This window comes from Rhizobium sp. J15 (assembly GCF_002531825.1).
Classification (GTDB): Bacteria; Pseudomonadota; Alphaproteobacteria; order Rhizobiales; family Rhizobiaceae; genus Rhizobium.
Map to the genome: position 1 here is coordinate 39,299 of NZ_NWSX01000011.1, position 16,119 is coordinate 55,417.

Consider the following 16,119-nt stretch of genomic DNA (forward strand, 5'->3'; position numbering starts at 1 on the left):
GCACATAATCATAATCGCATGGTGATGGATTGAGGCTTTTATTTCATTTTACATCACCATTTCGCATGACAAGCTAACGCGCAATTTTTGCGGCTAGCCAATACGGCGCTGGAGTGCGCCAACAAGGGAGAGAGACATGAAGAAACTGCTTCTGGCCGCCGTTGCGGCAATCGCCATCGGCACGAGCGCCTATGCCGATACCATCAAGGTGGGCGTCATCGGCCCGTTCTCGGGTCCGTTCGCGCTTCAGGGCAAGAATTTCAAGGCCGGCATCGACGCCTATATGGCCGTCAACGGCAACAAGGTCGGCAGCGATACGGTCGAGATCGTCTATCGCGACGTGCCCCAGGCCGATCCCGCCCAATCCAAGGCGCTCGCGCAGGAACTGATCGTCAAGGAAAAGGTCCAATATCTCGCCGGCTTCTATTTCACCCCCGATGCCATGGCGGTGACGCCGATCCTGAAGCAGGGTAACGTGCCGATGGTCATCATGAACGCCGCCACCTCGGCGATCGTCACCAAGAGCCCGCTCGTCGTGCGCACCTCGTTTACGACCTGGCAGACCTCGACGCCGATCGCCAAGGTCGCCTTCGACGCCGGCGTTAAGAAGGTAATCTCTGTTGTCAGCGATTACGGCCCGGGCATCGATGCCGAGAACGCCTTCAAGACCGGCTTCGAGAAGGCCGGCGGCCAGGTGGTCGAGGCGATCCGCATGCCGCTTGCAACCAACGACTTCAGTCCGATCATGCAGCGCATCAAGGATTCCGGCGCGCAGGGCGTCTTCGCCTTCCTGCCATCGGGACCGACGACGCTCGGCTTCGTCAAGGCCTACAATGAAAACGGCCTGAAAGCGGCCGGCATCAAGTTCTTTGCACCGGGTGATCTGACGCAGGAATCCGATCTGCCGGCGCTCGGCGACGCCGCACTCGGCATCCAGACGACCTTCCATTATGCCGTTTCGCACGACTCGCCCGAGAACAAGGCCTTCGTCGAGGCAGCTTCCAAGGCGATCGGCAACAAGGCCGAACTCTCCTTCCCCGCAGTCAGCGCCTATGACGGCATGTATGTCATATACAAGATGATCGAGGCGACGGGCGGCAAGCAGGATGCTGAGAAGGCCGTCGATGCGGTGAAGGGCCTTTCGTGGGTAAGCCCGCGCGGCCCGGTTTCGATCGATCCGGAAAGCCGGCATATCACCCAGAACATCTATCTCCGTGAAGTCGTCAAAGCCGATGACGGGACCTACATCAACAAGGAGGTCCAGACCTTCGAGAAGCAGGGCGATCCGGGCCTGGCCGCCGCCAAGTAATATCCGGCGTCCGGTTAAGCGGCGGGCCCGCGCATCGAGCCCGCCGCATCGAAGCAAGGTATTTCCATGCAGACAGTCTTCAGCATAGCCGTCGACGCCTTTGCCTATGGCATGGTGCTCTTCGTGATATCCATCGGCCTTTCCGTGACCATGGGGCTGATGCGTGTCGTCAACCTGGCGCACGGCGCCTTCGCCATGATCGGCGGCTACATCGCTTCCTATGCGGCACGCGACCTCGGCCTTGGCTATGCGGTCGCGGTCATTGCCGCCGTGGTCGCCACGATCATCATCGCAATCCCGCTCGAACGCTTTCTCTACCGCCGGATCTATGGTGCGCCTGAACTGACCCAGGTGCTGATGACCATCGGCATCACCTTCTGCGTCATCGGCATTGCGAACTATGCAATGGGGCCGACGCTGAAGACCATACCGCTTGCCGGCGCCCTGCAGGGCTCGGCCGACCTCGGCTTCCGCACCATTCCCGTGCACCGGCTTTTCGTCATCCTTTGCGGCCTGGTGGTCGCAGTCGCGCTCTGGTTCGCGATCGACCGGACCAGTTTCGGCGTCAAGCTACGCGCCTCCGTCGACGATGCGGCGATGGCGGCGGCACTCGGCGTGCGTACCGAAATCATCTACGCGGTAAGCTTTGCCGTCGCCGTCGGGCTTGCCGCCTTCGGCGGCGTGGTCGGCGCCGAGCTCCTGCCGGTCGAACCCTATTACGCGTTACGCTATATGGTCACCTTCCTGGTCGTCGTCTCGGTCGGCGGCGCGGGCTCCATTCCCGGCGCGCTGATTGCCTGCCTGCTGCTCGGCGCGATCGATACGACGGGACGCTATCTGATGCCGGAATTCGGCGAATTCTTCTTCTATCTCGCCGTGATCGCCATCATCTGCGTCTTCCCGCGCGGCCTTGCCGGAAGGGTGAAATGACATGGCGCTTGTCATGAACAGTGAAAACGAACGTCTCCAGCATCGGCGCTGCTTCAGCGGCGATCTCGCCGGATTGGCGGTCATTATCGCCATCGGCACGATCGGCTATTTCACCTTCCCGGATAATCTCGCGCTGCTGACGCGGATGATCACCATCGCCCTGCTCGTCCTGTCGCTCGATCTGGTGACCGGTTATTGCGGCGTCGCGACACTCGGCCATGCCGCGCTTTTCGGCTCCGGCGCCTATGCCGCCGGGATCCTGTCGGCGCATTACGGCATCAACGACCCTCTGCTGATGATGCTTGCCGGCATTGCCGCCGGCGCGATCGCCGGGCTGCTGTCAGGCGCGATCATCCTGCGTGCGCATGGATTGCCGCAGCTCGTGCTGTCGATTGCCCTCATCCACCTCTTCCATGAATTCGCCAACAAGGCCTCGTCCTGGACGGGGGGCAGCGATGGACTGTCCGGCATTGCGCCGGACCCGATCTTCGGCCTTTTCGAATTCGATCTCTATGGTCAAACCGCCTTCTTTTTCGGAATGGCGCTGCTGCTTGTCGTCTTCGTGCTGCTGCGCTTTCTGGTCCGCTCGCCCTTCGGCATGCTCTGCCGCGGCGTCAGGCAGGATCCCTTGCGCATCCGCGCCATGGGCGGCTCGCCAAAGGCGGCGCTCATCAGGATGTACGTCATATCAGGCGCCGTTGCCGGTGTCGGCGGCGCGCTGAACGCGATCTCGACCCAGGTCGTCGGCCTCGACAGCCTGTCCTTCACCCAATCGGCCGAAGCGCTGGTCATGCTCGTGCTCGGCGGCACCGGCTCGCTCTTCGGGGCGCTCTCCGGCACCGTCATCTTCATGCTCTTCGAGGATTACGTCTCCGCCGCCAATCCCTTCCATTGGCTGACCATGGTCGGCGCATTGCTGATCGCCGTCGTGCTCTTTGCGCCGAAAGGCCTCTTCGGCACGGCCGCCGCCTTCGTCAGCCGCCGGAAGGAGGCGCGCGCATGAGCCCGGTCTTCGAAGTCTCCAATCTCCGGAAAGCCTTCGGCGGGCTCGCAGTCACCAACGATGTCTCGCTGGCGATGGCGCCCGGCGACCGCATCGCGCTGATCGGCCCGAACGGCGCCGGCAAGACCACCTTCGTCAATCTCGTCACCGGCAATCTCTCACCCGATTCCGGCGAGGTTCGCCTCGGCGGCGAGGCGGTGACGAGGGTCGATGCGATCGGCAGGGTCAAGCGCGGCCTGGTGCGATCCTTTCAGGTGACACGGCTTTTCCAGGACATGACGCCTGCCGAACATGTGGGGCTTGCCGTCCTTCAGCGCGACGGAAAGACGACGCGGATGTTCGGAAACTTCCTGTCGATGCCCGATGTCATGGCGGAGGTCGACGAACTCCTGGGAAAACTCGGGCTGGCGTCGCTGATGCACCGGAGGGTGAGCGAGATCGCCTATGGCCAGCAGCGGCTGCTCGAAATCGCGGTGGCGCTGGCGCTGAAGCCGAAGGTGCTGTTGCTGGACGAGCCGGCCGCCGGCGTGCCGCAGAGCGATACCGGCCGCATCGAGCAAGCGCTTGCCGATCTGCCCGGCGATCTCGCCGTGCTGATGATCGAACACGACATGGACCTCGTCTTCCGCTTCGCCAAGCGCGTCATCGTGCTTGCGGCGGGCGCAATCATCTTCGATGGCCTGCCGGCCGATGTCACCAAGGATGCCCGCGTGCGCGAGGCCTATCTCGGGAGCTATGCCAATGCCAGCCATATCGCTTGAGGTCGACAATCTCTCGGCCGGATATGGACCGACGCGGGTGCTGGAAGGCATTTCCTTCTCGGTGCCGGCAGGCGCACGGCTTGCCGTGCTCGGCCGCAACGGCATGGGCAAGACGACGCTTCTCGCAACGCTTGCCGGACAGACCAGGCGATATGACGGCCATATTCGCCTCGGCGGGTGGGATGTCACCGCAGCGCCGAGCGCCGCACGGGCGCATAAGGGCCTCGGATATGTGCCGCAGACGCGCTGCATCTTTCCGACGCTGACGGTCGAGGAAAACCTCTTCGTCGGCCTGAAGGCACGGCCGAAAACGGCGCTGGAAGAAGCCTACGCCATGTTCCCGCGCCTGAAGGAGCGCCGCCGCAATCTCGGCAGCCAGCTCTCCGGCGGCGAGCAGCAGATGCTCTCCACCGCCCGCACCATTCTCGGCTGCCCGTCGGTTCTGCTCCTCGACGAACCGCTGGAGGGCCTTGCACCCGTCATTTGCGAGGAGCTGATGGCCGCCTTCGCCGAACTCGCCAAATCAGGCGACATGACCATCCTCCTTGTCGAACAGCGCATCCAAAGCGCACTCGACTTCGCCGATCAGGTCATCATTCTCGAACGCGGCAGACTGGCCTGGGCTGGAACGCCAAGAAGCCTGTCGGACGACCATCAGGCCGTCGAGAGCCTGCTCGGGGTCGGTGGCCTGCACTGAAGCCTCAAGGGCGGCCAACGGCGGAATTTGTCCGCCAAATCCATCGTGGCATGAGGTTGGATCTGGGCCCTGATCGCAGCGAATGCAGTATATCGTCATGACGACGTCATGCTTGGCCTATCATTATTATCGCGCCTGAAGGGTTTCAGCGATAAATCAAGACATCGCATCGGCAGGATGATCGACGAACCGGCATTTCGGCAACAACAGCGGTGAAAGCTTCAACATAGACAGGACAGACATCAACATCGATTGCTCAGCTGAAATATTTGAGCTGTGGACAATCTGAATGTGCCGGTCTTTGCAGCCAGAATAATCTGCCGCTCGATCAATTTCCATTGCCAGACACCCTACAGGGTTGCATAGTCACGCGGAACATCAAACGGGAGGTAGAAATGGCAAATCACAAGCCGCATGCGGGTAACGTATACTTGCCTGTTTTCAACATCGATGATCCGATCAGCGGCGACATCCTCGAAAGTTCATACGATACCGACGGAGATGCGGTGCGCCTGAATTTCCTCAATGGACAGCGCATCAAGCAGCCGGCCAATCCGGAGGGCGATCCGGTCAAGACGATCATCGAGGGAGAATACGGTACGCTCACCGTTTACTCCAACGGCACCTACACTTACGAGCTCGATCATTCCAAACCGGAAGTCGCCGCGCTCGGACCCGGCGATGAGCTCGTCGAAAAATTCACATTCAAGATATCCGACGGCAAAGGCGCCACCGATTTCGGATCGTTCAGCATCGCAATAGACTTGCCGGAACGCGGCGACGTCTTCGTCAATTTCGAGGATGTCGGCCAAAGCGACTTCCCGACCGGCTACAAAGGCTTCGATTGGGGCGCGTGGCGAGACGGCGACGACGCGACCGTGCGCGAAGACAGCGACGGCAACCACTATCTGGGTGGCGGCATGTTCTGGACCCCCATCTATTCAGCCGATGGCGGCCCCTTTCAGATCAAGCAATTCGAGGTCGCGAACGGAACGTCGAACTATGACAACGTCCTGACGATCGAAGGCCAGTTGAACGGCAACATCGTCTTTTCCACAACCGTGACCATCACCGCCGACAGCATCGACGATCCCCAACTGATCGATCTCAGCGCCTACGGCCCGATCGACTATCTCCTGCTCGACAGCGAACCGATCATCACGGAAGACAGCGGCCCCGATTATTTCGGCGCGCAATACGACAATTTTCATTTCCTCGTTTGACCGATGCGCTTCCGGCGCGGGGTTTCCCCGCACCGGAAGGCTGAGACCGAAACGACACCACGCAAAGGGACGCCATCCAGCCTGTCGAAACGTTGGCGACAGAGATGGGTCACGCGCTAAGAGCTTACGATCAGGGACTGTCCCGGTCCGCTTCGTTCAGCGCTTTTACGGTGATGGCGGCGATGACGCCGGTCAGCACGATCCCCGCAAAACCGATGAGCAAAGCCAGTATCCGCGCCGAAACATGTTTGGGCGTGAAGTCGCCGTAGCCGATGGTGAGCCCGGTCACGAAGGTAAAATAAAGCGCTTCGTCAAGCCGCCAATCCTCGATGCGCCAAATGGCAAGGCCGGATGCCAGCATGATCGACACGATGCCGGAGAGGATCGGCCAGATGACGCGAAGCTGCTTTGCGAGTGCGCTGAAGAACAGCCGCCTCATCTGCCGGGTGTGCGGCATACCGTCTGGCCGCTGCTGTTTGCGGACGCGGAGCCTCATCGCACTGCCGGCGGCAAGACGTAGAGCGTTATGGCGAAAATCATATAGACCATCAGCACCAGCACGCCGACGAACCATGCCGACCGACCGCTGTTGGTGACGAACATCGCAGTGACGGCCGCAAGGAACATCATCGTCACGGCGCCCGGCCAGAATTGCAGATCCATCGGTGACGGGCCGATCACGTAACTCATCAGGACCAGAACGGGTGCAACGAACAAGGCGATCTGCGACGCGCTTCCGAGTGCAATGCCGACGCTCAGATCGAGCCGGTTCTTGCGTGCGCCGGAAAATGCCGAGGCCATTTCGGCGGCGGCGCCAACCAATGCGACGACGATGAAGCCGACGAAGGCCGGGGTCATTCCGAAGGCGACGGCCGCTTCCTGCACGGATTCGACGAAAATCTCGCTTACCAACGCCACGAGGACGGTAACACCGGCAAGCGTCCCGAGGGCGAGACCGATCGGCCAAGGCGCCTCACCCGCCTCGCCGTGATCCGCTGATGAGAAAAACTCCCGATGCGTCCCAAGCGTGAACAGCAGCCCCAGCCCGTATCCGATGATCAGCAGAACGGCGAGGCTGAGGCTGAGCTCTTGGGTGACCGGCGCCGCCGATGCCGCCTCCAATCCGCCAAGCGTCGACGGCATCAGAAGCGCGATCGTCGCCAGAAAAAGCAGGCCGGCCTGAATGCGCGCGCTCGCCCGGTTGAATTCCTGAATGTGGTATTTGAGGCCGCCAAGCAGAAACGAGGCACCGAGCATGAACAGCGTGTTGGTGACGATCGCGCCGGCGACGGATGCCTTGACCAGCGTATATTCGCCGGCGCGCAGGGCGGTCAGCGCGATGACCAGTTCGGTGAGATTTCCAAGCGTCGCATTCAGCAGTCCGCCGGCCGCATCACCCGTTTTGGCGGCGACGGATTCGGTCGCGTGGCTGAGCAGAGCGGCCAGCGGTACAATGGCCAGTACCGAGAGCACGAAAAGCGCCGTATGGGCTTCGGGGACAAGCACCGCAGCCGAGAATACCACCGGCACAGCGACGAGCAGCCACAATATCGGACTATGGCGAATCTCTTTGAAAAGGAGGCGCAATCTTCACTCCCGTAACCACTCGGAGGGACGAACCTCCGTCCGTCATTGCAGCGTCGGCGCGCAGCATCACTCCGGAAGAGCCGTCTGCCGGAAGAAGGTCACGACGGCATCGTCAGGCGGGCCGAACCATGTTGTAAAGAACGCCCGGAACGCTGGCGCCGCATAGGCTTGACTCAGGGCGCGATCGACCGCCAGGCGAAAATCCTCGTCCCCGCGCGCCAGCTCGAGACCGAGCGGTTCGTAGGTGAAATGGCGATCGAGGACGATGAGATTGCCGGAGCTGTCGCTGCGGGCGGCAGCATCCATCAGCAGCGGCATGTCGCCGAAGAGCACCGCCGAACTGCCGTCCAGAACACGCTCGATCCCCTGCTGATAGTCGCTGACGGGCGTCGCCGTCGCCGCGAGCTGGAAGGTCTTGATCCTGTCGGACAGCCAGCCTTCGCTCGTCGTGCCCGCGATCGAGGAGAATGTCTTGTGTTCGAGGATCGTGCGGGCCGGCGCGCCGCGCCAGATGGGCCGGCTCGATGGCTCGCCATATTGCAGAACTTCGCGCAATGCCAGCGGCGCGCTCGTGCTGAGCAGCGCCCCGGTGCCGCTCGGGAAGATCGGGAGCGAGAATGAAACCTGCTGCCGGCGGTTGAGCGTCACCGGCTCCGCGGCACAGACAAGATCCGCCGTGCCATCCTGTATGGCACGCACCTTCGCCTCACCCGACAGGGAAATCCATTCCACATCGAGTTTCGGCAGATTCAGCTGCGCCCTCAAACTGTCGGCGATCCCATTGCAGAGGGCAACCGTATAGCCGTCGGGCTTGCCCTGGGCGTCGAACGAAAAAGGCCTTGCATCCGGGTCGTAGCCGAGTTTCAACGCGCTGGTCGTCCTGACGCGGTCGAGCGTCTGCGCGTGCAGTGTGGCGGCCCACCCGGCCGTCGCGGCGAGGACGGAGGCGGCGAATACCCCCCAGCGACCGTTTCTCCCTGACATGATTGGTCCTCCTTGTGTTACTCGGCCGGCGCCCGGTTCACGCCGCTGGCAAAACGCGGGGCGATGAGCCCATAAATGATGAAACCGATCCCTGTGACGATCATGCCGCCGAGAACCGCATCCTTGCCGGAGGCGTAGATGGCGAAAACGCTGTAGGCCATGCCGACCATGGCGATGACGGCGTTCAGCCGGTATTTCGCCTGAGGCACGCGGGCAGCCTTCATCATGACGAACAGCGCCGAAAGCGCGATGATGTAGGGCAGCACATTGGTTACGACGGCGAGATTGACCAGCGCCGAAAATTGCTCGCTGAGCGTCGGCGATATGGTCATCAGCGCCAGGCACGTCTGCACGATGCCGAGAATGATCATGCCGCTGACCGGCGCGCCCATCTCGTTCACACGGGAAAATATGGATGGGAACATCCGCTCTTCCGCCGCGGTTCGCGCCGTCTGGGCAATGGTGAACTGCCAGCCCAGCAGCGAGCCGAGGCAGGCGAGCACCGCCAGCGCCATGACGATCGAACCGATCGTCGGGTTGAACATCGTGGCATAGGCCAATGCGAAGGGCCCCGTGGAGGTGGCGAGATCGGCATTCGGCACGATGCCCTGGATGACCGTCGTCGACAGGATATAGATGACGGCTGCCCCGAGCGTGCCGAACATGCAGGCGAGCGGTACGTCGCGCTTGGGGTTTTCGACGGCATCGGAATTCTGCGCCGCCGACTCCATGCCGAGGAAGGCCCAGAGGGTCAGCGAAATGCTCGATCCCATGCCCTGCGCCAGCGACAGCCCTTTCGGATTCCAGGCGGCGCCGAAAGTGCTTGAGCTGAACCAGAGCCAGCCGATGATCGACAGCAGGCCGACAGGAAGGATGACGCCCCAGACCGTAACCGAACCGATGCGCCCGGTAATGCGCGGACCGCCGAAATTGGCGGCCGTGGTCAGCCACAGCAGGATGATCAGCGCCAGGCAGGTCATGATCGGCGTGGACGTCAGCACCGGGAAAAATCCGGCAAGATAGCCGACGGCGGAGATGCCGATCGCGACATTACCGACGGCAAGCGAAAGGAAATACAGGAAGAACACCATGAAGTAGCCGTCTTTCCCGTAAGCATCCTCCGCATAGGCGGACATGCCGCCGGGGCGCTGGTTGAACAGCCCGGCCTGGGCGAAGCCGTAAGCGATCGCCATCGAGCCGATGGCGGTCACGAGCCAGGAAAGCAGCGAGATCGCGCCGACCTGGGCCATATTGGCCGGCAGCATGATGATACCAGACCCCATCATGTTGACCGCGACGATGAAGGTCAGTTGCACCAGGTTCATCTTTTTCTTGGTCGTGGTCTCGGCCGCAAGATGCATCGCGTTATCGGTCATGACGAAACTCTCCCTGCGTCTACTCGCGCACGACATATGTGTGGAATGTGATCCGGCCTTCGATCCGTTCCTGGAACACGCCCTGAACCTCGTAGTTGAAGCCCGGAAACCGGTTGAAGGATTCCTCGAAGGCCAGGAAATAATCCCGCATCGGCTTCGCCCGCTCGTCCCAGCGCTCTCCCGGCACGATGACGCCGATACCCGGCGGATAGATCAGCGCCAGCGTCGCCGAGATGCGGCCGGCGGCCTGCGTCAGCGGCACATAATCGACATTGTTGGCGACCAGCGCCTCATAGGCTTGCTTCGGCGCCATTGCCGGCTCCGGAAAACTCTCGGAGCGGAAGCACAGGCGCTGCAACTCCTTGACGCCCGCCTCGCGATAGAAGGAATGCATCTCCCGGCAGACCTGGCGGACGGTATAGCCGGCATAGCGCTCGCGATTGGCTGCATAGACGGTGGGCAGCACTTCCTGCAGCGGCGCATCGCGGTCCCAGAGGTTCTTGAACTTGACCAGCTTGGCGACGAGCGTGTTCAGCTTGCTCTCGTCTTCGGCCGGCGTGAGCAGAAAGAGCAGGCTGTTCAAGTCGCATTTTTCAGGCACGACCCGCTGCTCGCGCAGATAGTTGGCAACGACGGTCGCCGGAATGCCGAATTCGCGATAGTCGCCGGTGCTCCTGTCGATGCCGGGTGTCAGGATCGCAAGTTTGTTCGGATCGACCATGGTGTAGCCCGGCGCATAGCCTGAATAACCGTGCCACTTCGCCTCGGGATCGAACCGCCAGCACTGCTGCTCGCGCTTCAGCACCTCGGTCGGCACGTCTTCCCATCTGACGTCGACGAGATCGCTCGTATGCTTCGAGCCCGAGACCGAAACCCCGTCCGGCACGAAGGGATCGAAGAACCATTGCTCTTCCGGGCTCGCGGCCTTCGACTCGTAATGCGCAACGAAACCGCGCAGCTTCTTGCGCACCTCGATCCCGAGCTCGATGCAGCGATCCCAAAGCATTTCGCCTGCCTTGCCTTCATGCACCTTGGCGTTGACATCGAGCGAAGCGAAGAGCGGATAAAAGGGCGAAGTGGACACATGCATCAGCAGCGATTCATTGAAGCGCTTGTGTTCGACGAACCTGCGCTGGCCGCTGATATGTTCGTCCCGCTTGTGGATCTGTGACGCCTGGGAGAAGCCGGCCCCCTGCTTGTGAACCGACTGGGTGGAGAACAGCCCCGGCATGTCGGCCTTCAGGTCTTTCAGGCGCATCGGGCTGTGGCCCTCGAAGAGCGGGTGGAAGGCGTTGTAGCCGATCCAGGCCTCGTCCCAGAGCACGTAATCGCAGAGATGACCGAGCTTCTCCATCACCTGGCTGACATTGTAGATCGTGCCGTCATAGGTCGCGAGCTGGATGCAGGCCAGGCGGAAGGGCCTTTCCGCATTGGCACGGCTTTTGTCGGCGACGAGCGGATGCTCCTCTATCCTGCGCCGCAGCCAGCTCTCGTCCCAGGCCTCCCAATCGACCGCCCCGATCATACCGAAGGAGTTGCGGGCCGTCGGCAGATAGATCGGAATAGCGCCGGCCTGGACGAGGGCACCCTGATGCAGCGATTTGTGATTGTTGCGATCGAAGAGCACGAGATCGCCGCTGCGCAGCACCGCGTTGGCGACGACCTTGTTGGAGGTGCTCGTTCCGTTCAGGATGAAATAGGTGCGGTCGGCGCCGAAAATGCGCGCCGCCTGTTTCTGGGCTTCGACGGCGGGGCCTTCATGGATCAGCAGATCGCCGAGATCGACATCGGCATTGCAGAGGTCGTTGCGGAAAATGCTCTCGCCGAAATATTTGAAGAAGAGCTGCCCGGCCGGCGACTTTCGATAGAACTGGCCGCCCTGATGGCCGGGGCAATCGAAGGCGATATTGGCCTCCCCGTCATAGGCCATCATGCCGCCGAAGAAGGGCGGCAGCAAAGATTTGCCGTAATTGACCGCACTGGAGACGATCTGCTTGGCGTAGAAGGTCGGCGTCTGCTGGCCGAGATAAACGAAGCCATCCACTTCGCCGGCCATTTCGACGACATCCATATCCGCGATCGTCAGCGTATCGGCCATCGCCCAGATCGGCGTGCGGAAACCAATATCCCTGACGGAACGCAGGAAGCCGCGAGCCGCCTGCAGCTTGCCACCCTCGACCGAGCCGACATAGGCGCCGACATCCGCATCCTCGGACACATCGGCCGAATAGTCGCCGCGCAGTTCCACCTCGAAGCCTTGGGCATTGATCTGTGCGACCAATTCCTGCGCCTGAGAATTGTCACGGTCGACAACGGCCACGATCTTCAGCATCTTGTGGAACGGTATGGCAACCGTCGGAGATTTCACATCGCGCGGGATCATTCCTGTCCCTCCTCTGCAATGCAATCGACGAGATAGCGGCGGCCGCCGTCGCCGGGAGCGAAGCGAAGGCCATGGATATCGGTTTCGAAACCGGGAAACTTTCGGTCGAAATCGCGGGCGTAGAGCAGATAGTCCTGAATGGACTTCGTCGACTGGGTGATCCGCTCGCCCGGCATGATCAGCGGAATTCCCGGCGGATAGGGAACGATCATCACGGCGAGGATGCGGTTCATGAGACCGTCGATTTCGACACTCTCGATCCGGCTCTTGACCAGCCGGTCGTAGGCATCGGCAGGACGCAGCGCCATTTCGGGCAGCACCGTGTACATCTCGCGCTGCGCCTTCGGCACGTCGTCCTTGCGGTAGACCGCATGGATCTCTCCGCACAGATCCTTCAGCCCCATGCCGGCATAGGCTTCCGGATGCGCTGCGGCAAGCGACGGCAGCGCCCGCGTCAATGGCGCATTGGCATCGTAGAGGTCCTTGAAATTGATGAGCTCGGTGACGAGCGTGCTCCACTTGCCGCGGGTGATGCCCATCGAGAAGAGAACCAGGAAGGAATAGAGCCCGGTCTTTTCGATCTCGATCCGCCGGGAGGAGAGGAACTTGGTGATAACCGCCGCCGGAATCCCCTGTTCCTGCATGATGCCGCTGGCCGAAAGACCCGGCGATAGGATGGTGACCTTGATCGGATCGACCATGACATGATTTTCGGCAAGGTCTGCAAAACCATGCCAAGGATCGCCCGGCTTCAGCACCCAGTCGGCATGAGTATCGCTCGGCGTCTGTTCGGCGACCGTCGGCTCCCACACATCGAACCACCAGCTGCCTTCCGTCTGTTTTCTCACGCCATTCATCGCCCGGCGGAAGCTGATCGCCTCATCGATCGTCTCCTGTACGAGCGCACGTCCCGCCGGCTGCTCCATCATCGCGGCGGCGACATCGCAGGAGGCGATGATGCCGTATTGCGGCGAGGTCGAGGTGTGCATCATGAAGGCTTCGTTGAAGCGCGTGACGTCGAGACGTTTGTTCTCGGCGTGCTGGATGTGGATCATCGATGCCTGCGAGAGCGCGGCCAGCAGCTTGTGCGTCGAGTGCGTCGCAAAGGTAATGGCATTTTTCGATCGCGCCGGCTGGTTCGACGAGATGCCGTGAAAACCATCATAGAATTCGTGGAAATTGGCATAGGCATACCAGGCCTCGTCGAAGTGCAGCACCTCGACCGCATCGCCAAGCGAAGCCTTGATCGCATCGACGTTGTAGCAGAGGCCGTCATAGGTCGAGTTGGTGATGACCATCAGCCGGACCTTGCCGCTCGTCTGCCCGGCAAAGGGGCTTGCGGCAATCTTGCCGGCGATTGCCTCAGGCGTGAACTGGTCCTTCGAGATCGGTCCTATGATCCCGAGCCCGTTGCGCGAGGGGATCAGATAGATCGGCGTGGCACCCGTCATGATCAGGGAATGCAGGATGGATTTGTGGCAGTTGCGGTCGCACAGCACGAGATCGCCGCGCCCGACCATGCCATGCCAGACAATCTTGTTGGCGGTCGACGTGCCGCCGACGACGAACAGGGTTTCGTCCGTGCCGAAAATGCGCGCGGCATTGCGCTCGCCCTCGGCGATCGGCCCGACATGATCCAGTAGCGAACCCACGCTGCCGACCGAGACCGAGATGTCGGAGCGCAGCGTGTTTTCACCGAAGAACGTATAGAAGAGCTGGCCGACCGGGCTCTTGCGGAACGCGACGCCGCCGCCGTGGCCGGGCGTGTGCCAGGAATAGGCGCCCTCGAGCGTATAATCCATCAACGCCTTGAACATCGGCGGCGGCAGCCGGTCGAGATAGTTGCGGGCGGCCTGCGCGATGGCGCGCGCCATGAATTCCGCCGTATCCTCGAACAGCCGGAAGAAGGCATTGGCGTGGCGCAGCACTGCAGCTGGCACGTCTTCCGCGGTCGTATCGTCGCCGAACAGGAAGATCGGCAGGCGGTCGTTCCTCTGGCGCTTTGCGGCCAGAACCTCTCCGAGCACCTGCCAGCGCGTGACCTTGTCCTCGGCGCCGTCGACGGAAACCAGCCAGCAGGATTCGGTGTTGAAGATATGCACCAGGCGCCGCGCATCCTCATAGGAAACGCCGGAAACGATCCGGAAGCCCTCCTTCTCGATTGCAGCAGCCAGATCGCGCATGCCGCGTCCGGCGGCGCTCTTGCCATCAAAATCCTCGTCGATAACGGCTATTGGAAATGCCTTCTGGAATTCCATGCCTTCCTCCAGAAACCGAGCGTCAAAGGCCGTGGCCGCTCTGCAGCGATCCGCATCTCAGCTGGAAGGATGGTACATGACGGGTGGTGCACCGTCGTTGATTGCAATCAACGTCAGGCAAAGCATTTCAATATCGATAGGGGGCCTATTCCGCCCATTCCGCATCGGCCGTGAAGGCGATCGTCAGCCAGCGATTGGCGCTCTCATCGCCGATCGCATCGCCGATCTCGTCCCTCAGCGCGTCCCATTCCTCCACCGTCTTCGCGGGAAGTCCTTCGGGCACGATGAAATAGAGCTCGATCTGCATTGCCCGGCCGACCTGGGCGACATAGGCGCGATGCGAGAGGAAACCGAGGCGGCGAACGGCTTCCGAGGCAACGCGGTCGACATGCTCCTGGAGGTCGACGGGAGCAATCAGCAGGATTTCGGTCAACGCCTTCCAGACGGTGCCGATCGGAAGCGGGATCATGACCAGGCAGACCAGCGCCAGAACCGCGGGGTCCATGTAGCTGGCGACCCAGGCGGCCGGCGTCGCCTGTACGGCCATACCGATCAGAAATGCAATCAGCAGGGCTAGCGCGATGGCGCCGGACATGATCCAGGCCTTGATGTCGAGCGAGACGAAATCGGATTTGATGCGGGCGTTCAGCCTGATGCCGAGAAAAACCATGGCGACGCAGACAAGCAGGGTCGCCGCGGAATAGGCGACCGCCATGCCGAACTGCAGTTCGTGGCCGCCGTTCAGGATGCTGATGATCGCGCTGATCAGCGCATAGATGGCGACCGCGATCAGCAGACAGCCATTGAGCATCAGCACCATGGGCTCCAGATGCCAGAAACCCATGGTAAAGCGGTTTCGGATCCTGCCGGATTTCGCGTCGCTCTGCGTCGATTTGACGATAAGGCTGGAAACCCCGAGTGCAAGGCCGGTCATGGCCGCATCGGCCAGCGAATAAACGCCGTCGAAGGCGATCGAGAACGAACCGGAAAGGATGCCGAAGACAATCCCGAGCGTAGCAACCACGACCGTCGCCGCGATCGAGACCCTGAGAAACCCCTGCTCCCCCAACATCCTCGCCCCGCCTCCGACACCCTTCATGCCAATCGTTTTATGCTGATCGTGAAGGCAAGGCGAGGTGGGTCTGCTTTTTCTCCTGGCGGTCGCGGTCCCGCAGCAACCGCGCGAGTATCCGAGCGAGGAGGCCGCGCGGCTCAGCCTGGGTCTGTCCTGGGCAGAAACCGGTCATTTCGTATAGAAGGTCATGTTGCCGTTGCGTGCCCGCGAGACCCATTCGATGTCGTTCGCGGTGAGCTTTTTGGTCTTGAGTTGGGCGGTAAGCCATTTGTTCGCGCGGATCGCATCCCTGATGGCTTTGACGTGCTCCTCGCTTCCCTGTGTAGGGTGTGCGCCGGTCTCCGAAAAATCCGCCGTCCTATAGCTGACGATCGTGAATCGTCTGTCGTGATAGGTTCGCACCGCCTCCGGCAGGTTCTCGCTCCAGTTCATTCTGCGATATTCGCGTCTCGTCTGCTGGGCATCGACCGGGACAATTCCGGCGGCGGCAGTGATTACGGCAAGTCCAATGATCATGGCCATCTTCATCGCAC

The 16,119-nt window shown here is 61.5% G+C and carries 14 protein-coding genes; 6 read left to right on the forward strand and 8 right to left on the reverse strand.

Annotated features, from left to right (window positions below; translation table 11 throughout):
* Positions 1-136: 136 nt before the first annotated feature.
* The 6 genes from CO670_RS12270 (at position 137) to CO670_RS12295 (ending at position 5,923) form a co-directional block, all read left to right on the forward strand.
* Positions 137-1,309 carry an ABC transporter substrate-binding protein gene (locus tag CO670_RS12270; protein ID WP_097590494.1) on the forward strand — a complete coding sequence of 391 codons (1,173 nt, stop codon included), beginning with the start codon at positions 137-139 and terminating at the stop codon, positions 1,307-1,309.
* Between the two features lie 66 nt (positions 1,310-1,375).
* A complete protein-coding gene (locus tag CO670_RS12275; RefSeq protein WP_088678010.1) occupies positions 1,376-2,239 on the forward strand; it encodes a branched-chain amino acid ABC transporter permease in 864 nt (287 codons plus the stop codon).
* Between the two features lies 1 nt (position 2,240).
* Positions 2,241-3,242: a branched-chain amino acid ABC transporter permease gene (locus tag CO670_RS12280; RefSeq protein WP_097590495.1), complete on the forward strand. Its 1,002-nt coding sequence runs from the start codon at positions 2,241-2,243 to the stop codon at positions 3,240-3,242.
* Positions 3,239-4,003 carry an ABC transporter ATP-binding protein gene (locus CO670_RS12285; protein WP_097590496.1) on the forward strand — a complete coding sequence of 255 codons (765 nt, stop codon included), beginning with the start codon at positions 3,239-3,241 and terminating at the stop codon, positions 4,001-4,003. The genes CO670_RS12280 and CO670_RS12285 overlap by 4 nt, the downstream gene beginning before the upstream one ends.
* Positions 3,984-4,700: an ABC transporter ATP-binding protein gene (locus CO670_RS12290; RefSeq protein ID WP_097590497.1), complete on the forward strand. Its 717-nt coding sequence runs from the start codon at positions 3,984-3,986 to the stop codon at positions 4,698-4,700. Before CO670_RS12285 ends, CO670_RS12290 begins: the two co-directional genes overlap by 20 nt.
* Positions 4,701-5,095: 395 nt before the next feature.
* Positions 5,096-5,923, forward strand: coding sequence for a VCBS domain-containing protein (locus CO670_RS12295; protein ID WP_097590498.1), 828 nt, complete (start codon positions 5,096-5,098; stop codon positions 5,921-5,923).
* A gap of 130 nt (positions 5,924-6,053) precedes the next feature.
* Here the strand turns inward: CO670_RS12295 and CO670_RS12300 are convergent, their stop codons facing one another.
* The 8 genes from CO670_RS12300 to CO670_RS12335 form a co-directional block, all read right to left on the reverse strand.
* Complete coding sequence (locus tag CO670_RS12300) at positions 6,054-6,362, reverse strand: potassium channel family protein (RefSeq protein ID WP_097590588.1); 309 nt, start codon at positions 6,360-6,362, stop codon at positions 6,054-6,056.
* Between the two features lie 53 nt (positions 6,363-6,415).
* Complete coding sequence (gene cax, locus CO670_RS12305) at positions 6,416-7,510, reverse strand: calcium/proton exchanger (protein WP_097590499.1); 1,095 nt, start codon at positions 7,508-7,510, stop codon at positions 6,416-6,418.
* Positions 7,511-7,576: 66 nt separating this feature from the next.
* Complete coding sequence (locus CO670_RS12310) at positions 7,577-8,494, reverse strand: amino acid ABC transporter substrate-binding protein (RefSeq protein WP_097590500.1); 918 nt, start codon at positions 8,492-8,494, stop codon at positions 7,577-7,579.
* A gap of 17 nt (positions 8,495-8,511) precedes the next feature.
* Entirely contained in the window at positions 8,512-9,870 is a 1,359-nt protein-coding gene (potE, locus tag CO670_RS12315) for a putrescine-ornithine antiporter (protein WP_097590501.1), read from the reverse strand.
* 19 nt (positions 9,871-9,889) lie between these two features.
* Complete coding sequence (gene speC, locus CO670_RS12320; protein WP_097590502.1) at positions 9,890-12,253, reverse strand: ornithine decarboxylase; 2,364 nt, start codon at positions 12,251-12,253, stop codon at positions 9,890-9,892.
* Positions 12,250-14,511, reverse strand: a complete 2,262-nt coding sequence (locus CO670_RS12325; protein ID WP_097590503.1) for an Orn/Lys/Arg decarboxylase N-terminal domain-containing protein — start codon at positions 14,509-14,511, stop codon at positions 12,250-12,252. Before CO670_RS12325 ends, speC begins: the two co-directional genes overlap by 4 nt.
* Positions 14,512-14,656: 145 nt before the next feature.
* Positions 14,657-15,583, reverse strand: a complete 927-nt coding sequence (locus CO670_RS12330) for a cation transporter (RefSeq protein ID WP_097590504.1) — start codon at positions 15,581-15,583, stop codon at positions 14,657-14,659.
* A gap of 171 nt (positions 15,584-15,754) precedes the next feature.
* On the reverse strand, positions 15,755-16,114 hold the full coding sequence (locus tag CO670_RS12335; protein WP_245425810.1) for a hypothetical protein: 360 nt from the start codon (positions 16,112-16,114) through the stop codon (positions 15,755-15,757).
* Positions 16,115-16,119 lie beyond the last annotated feature (5 nt).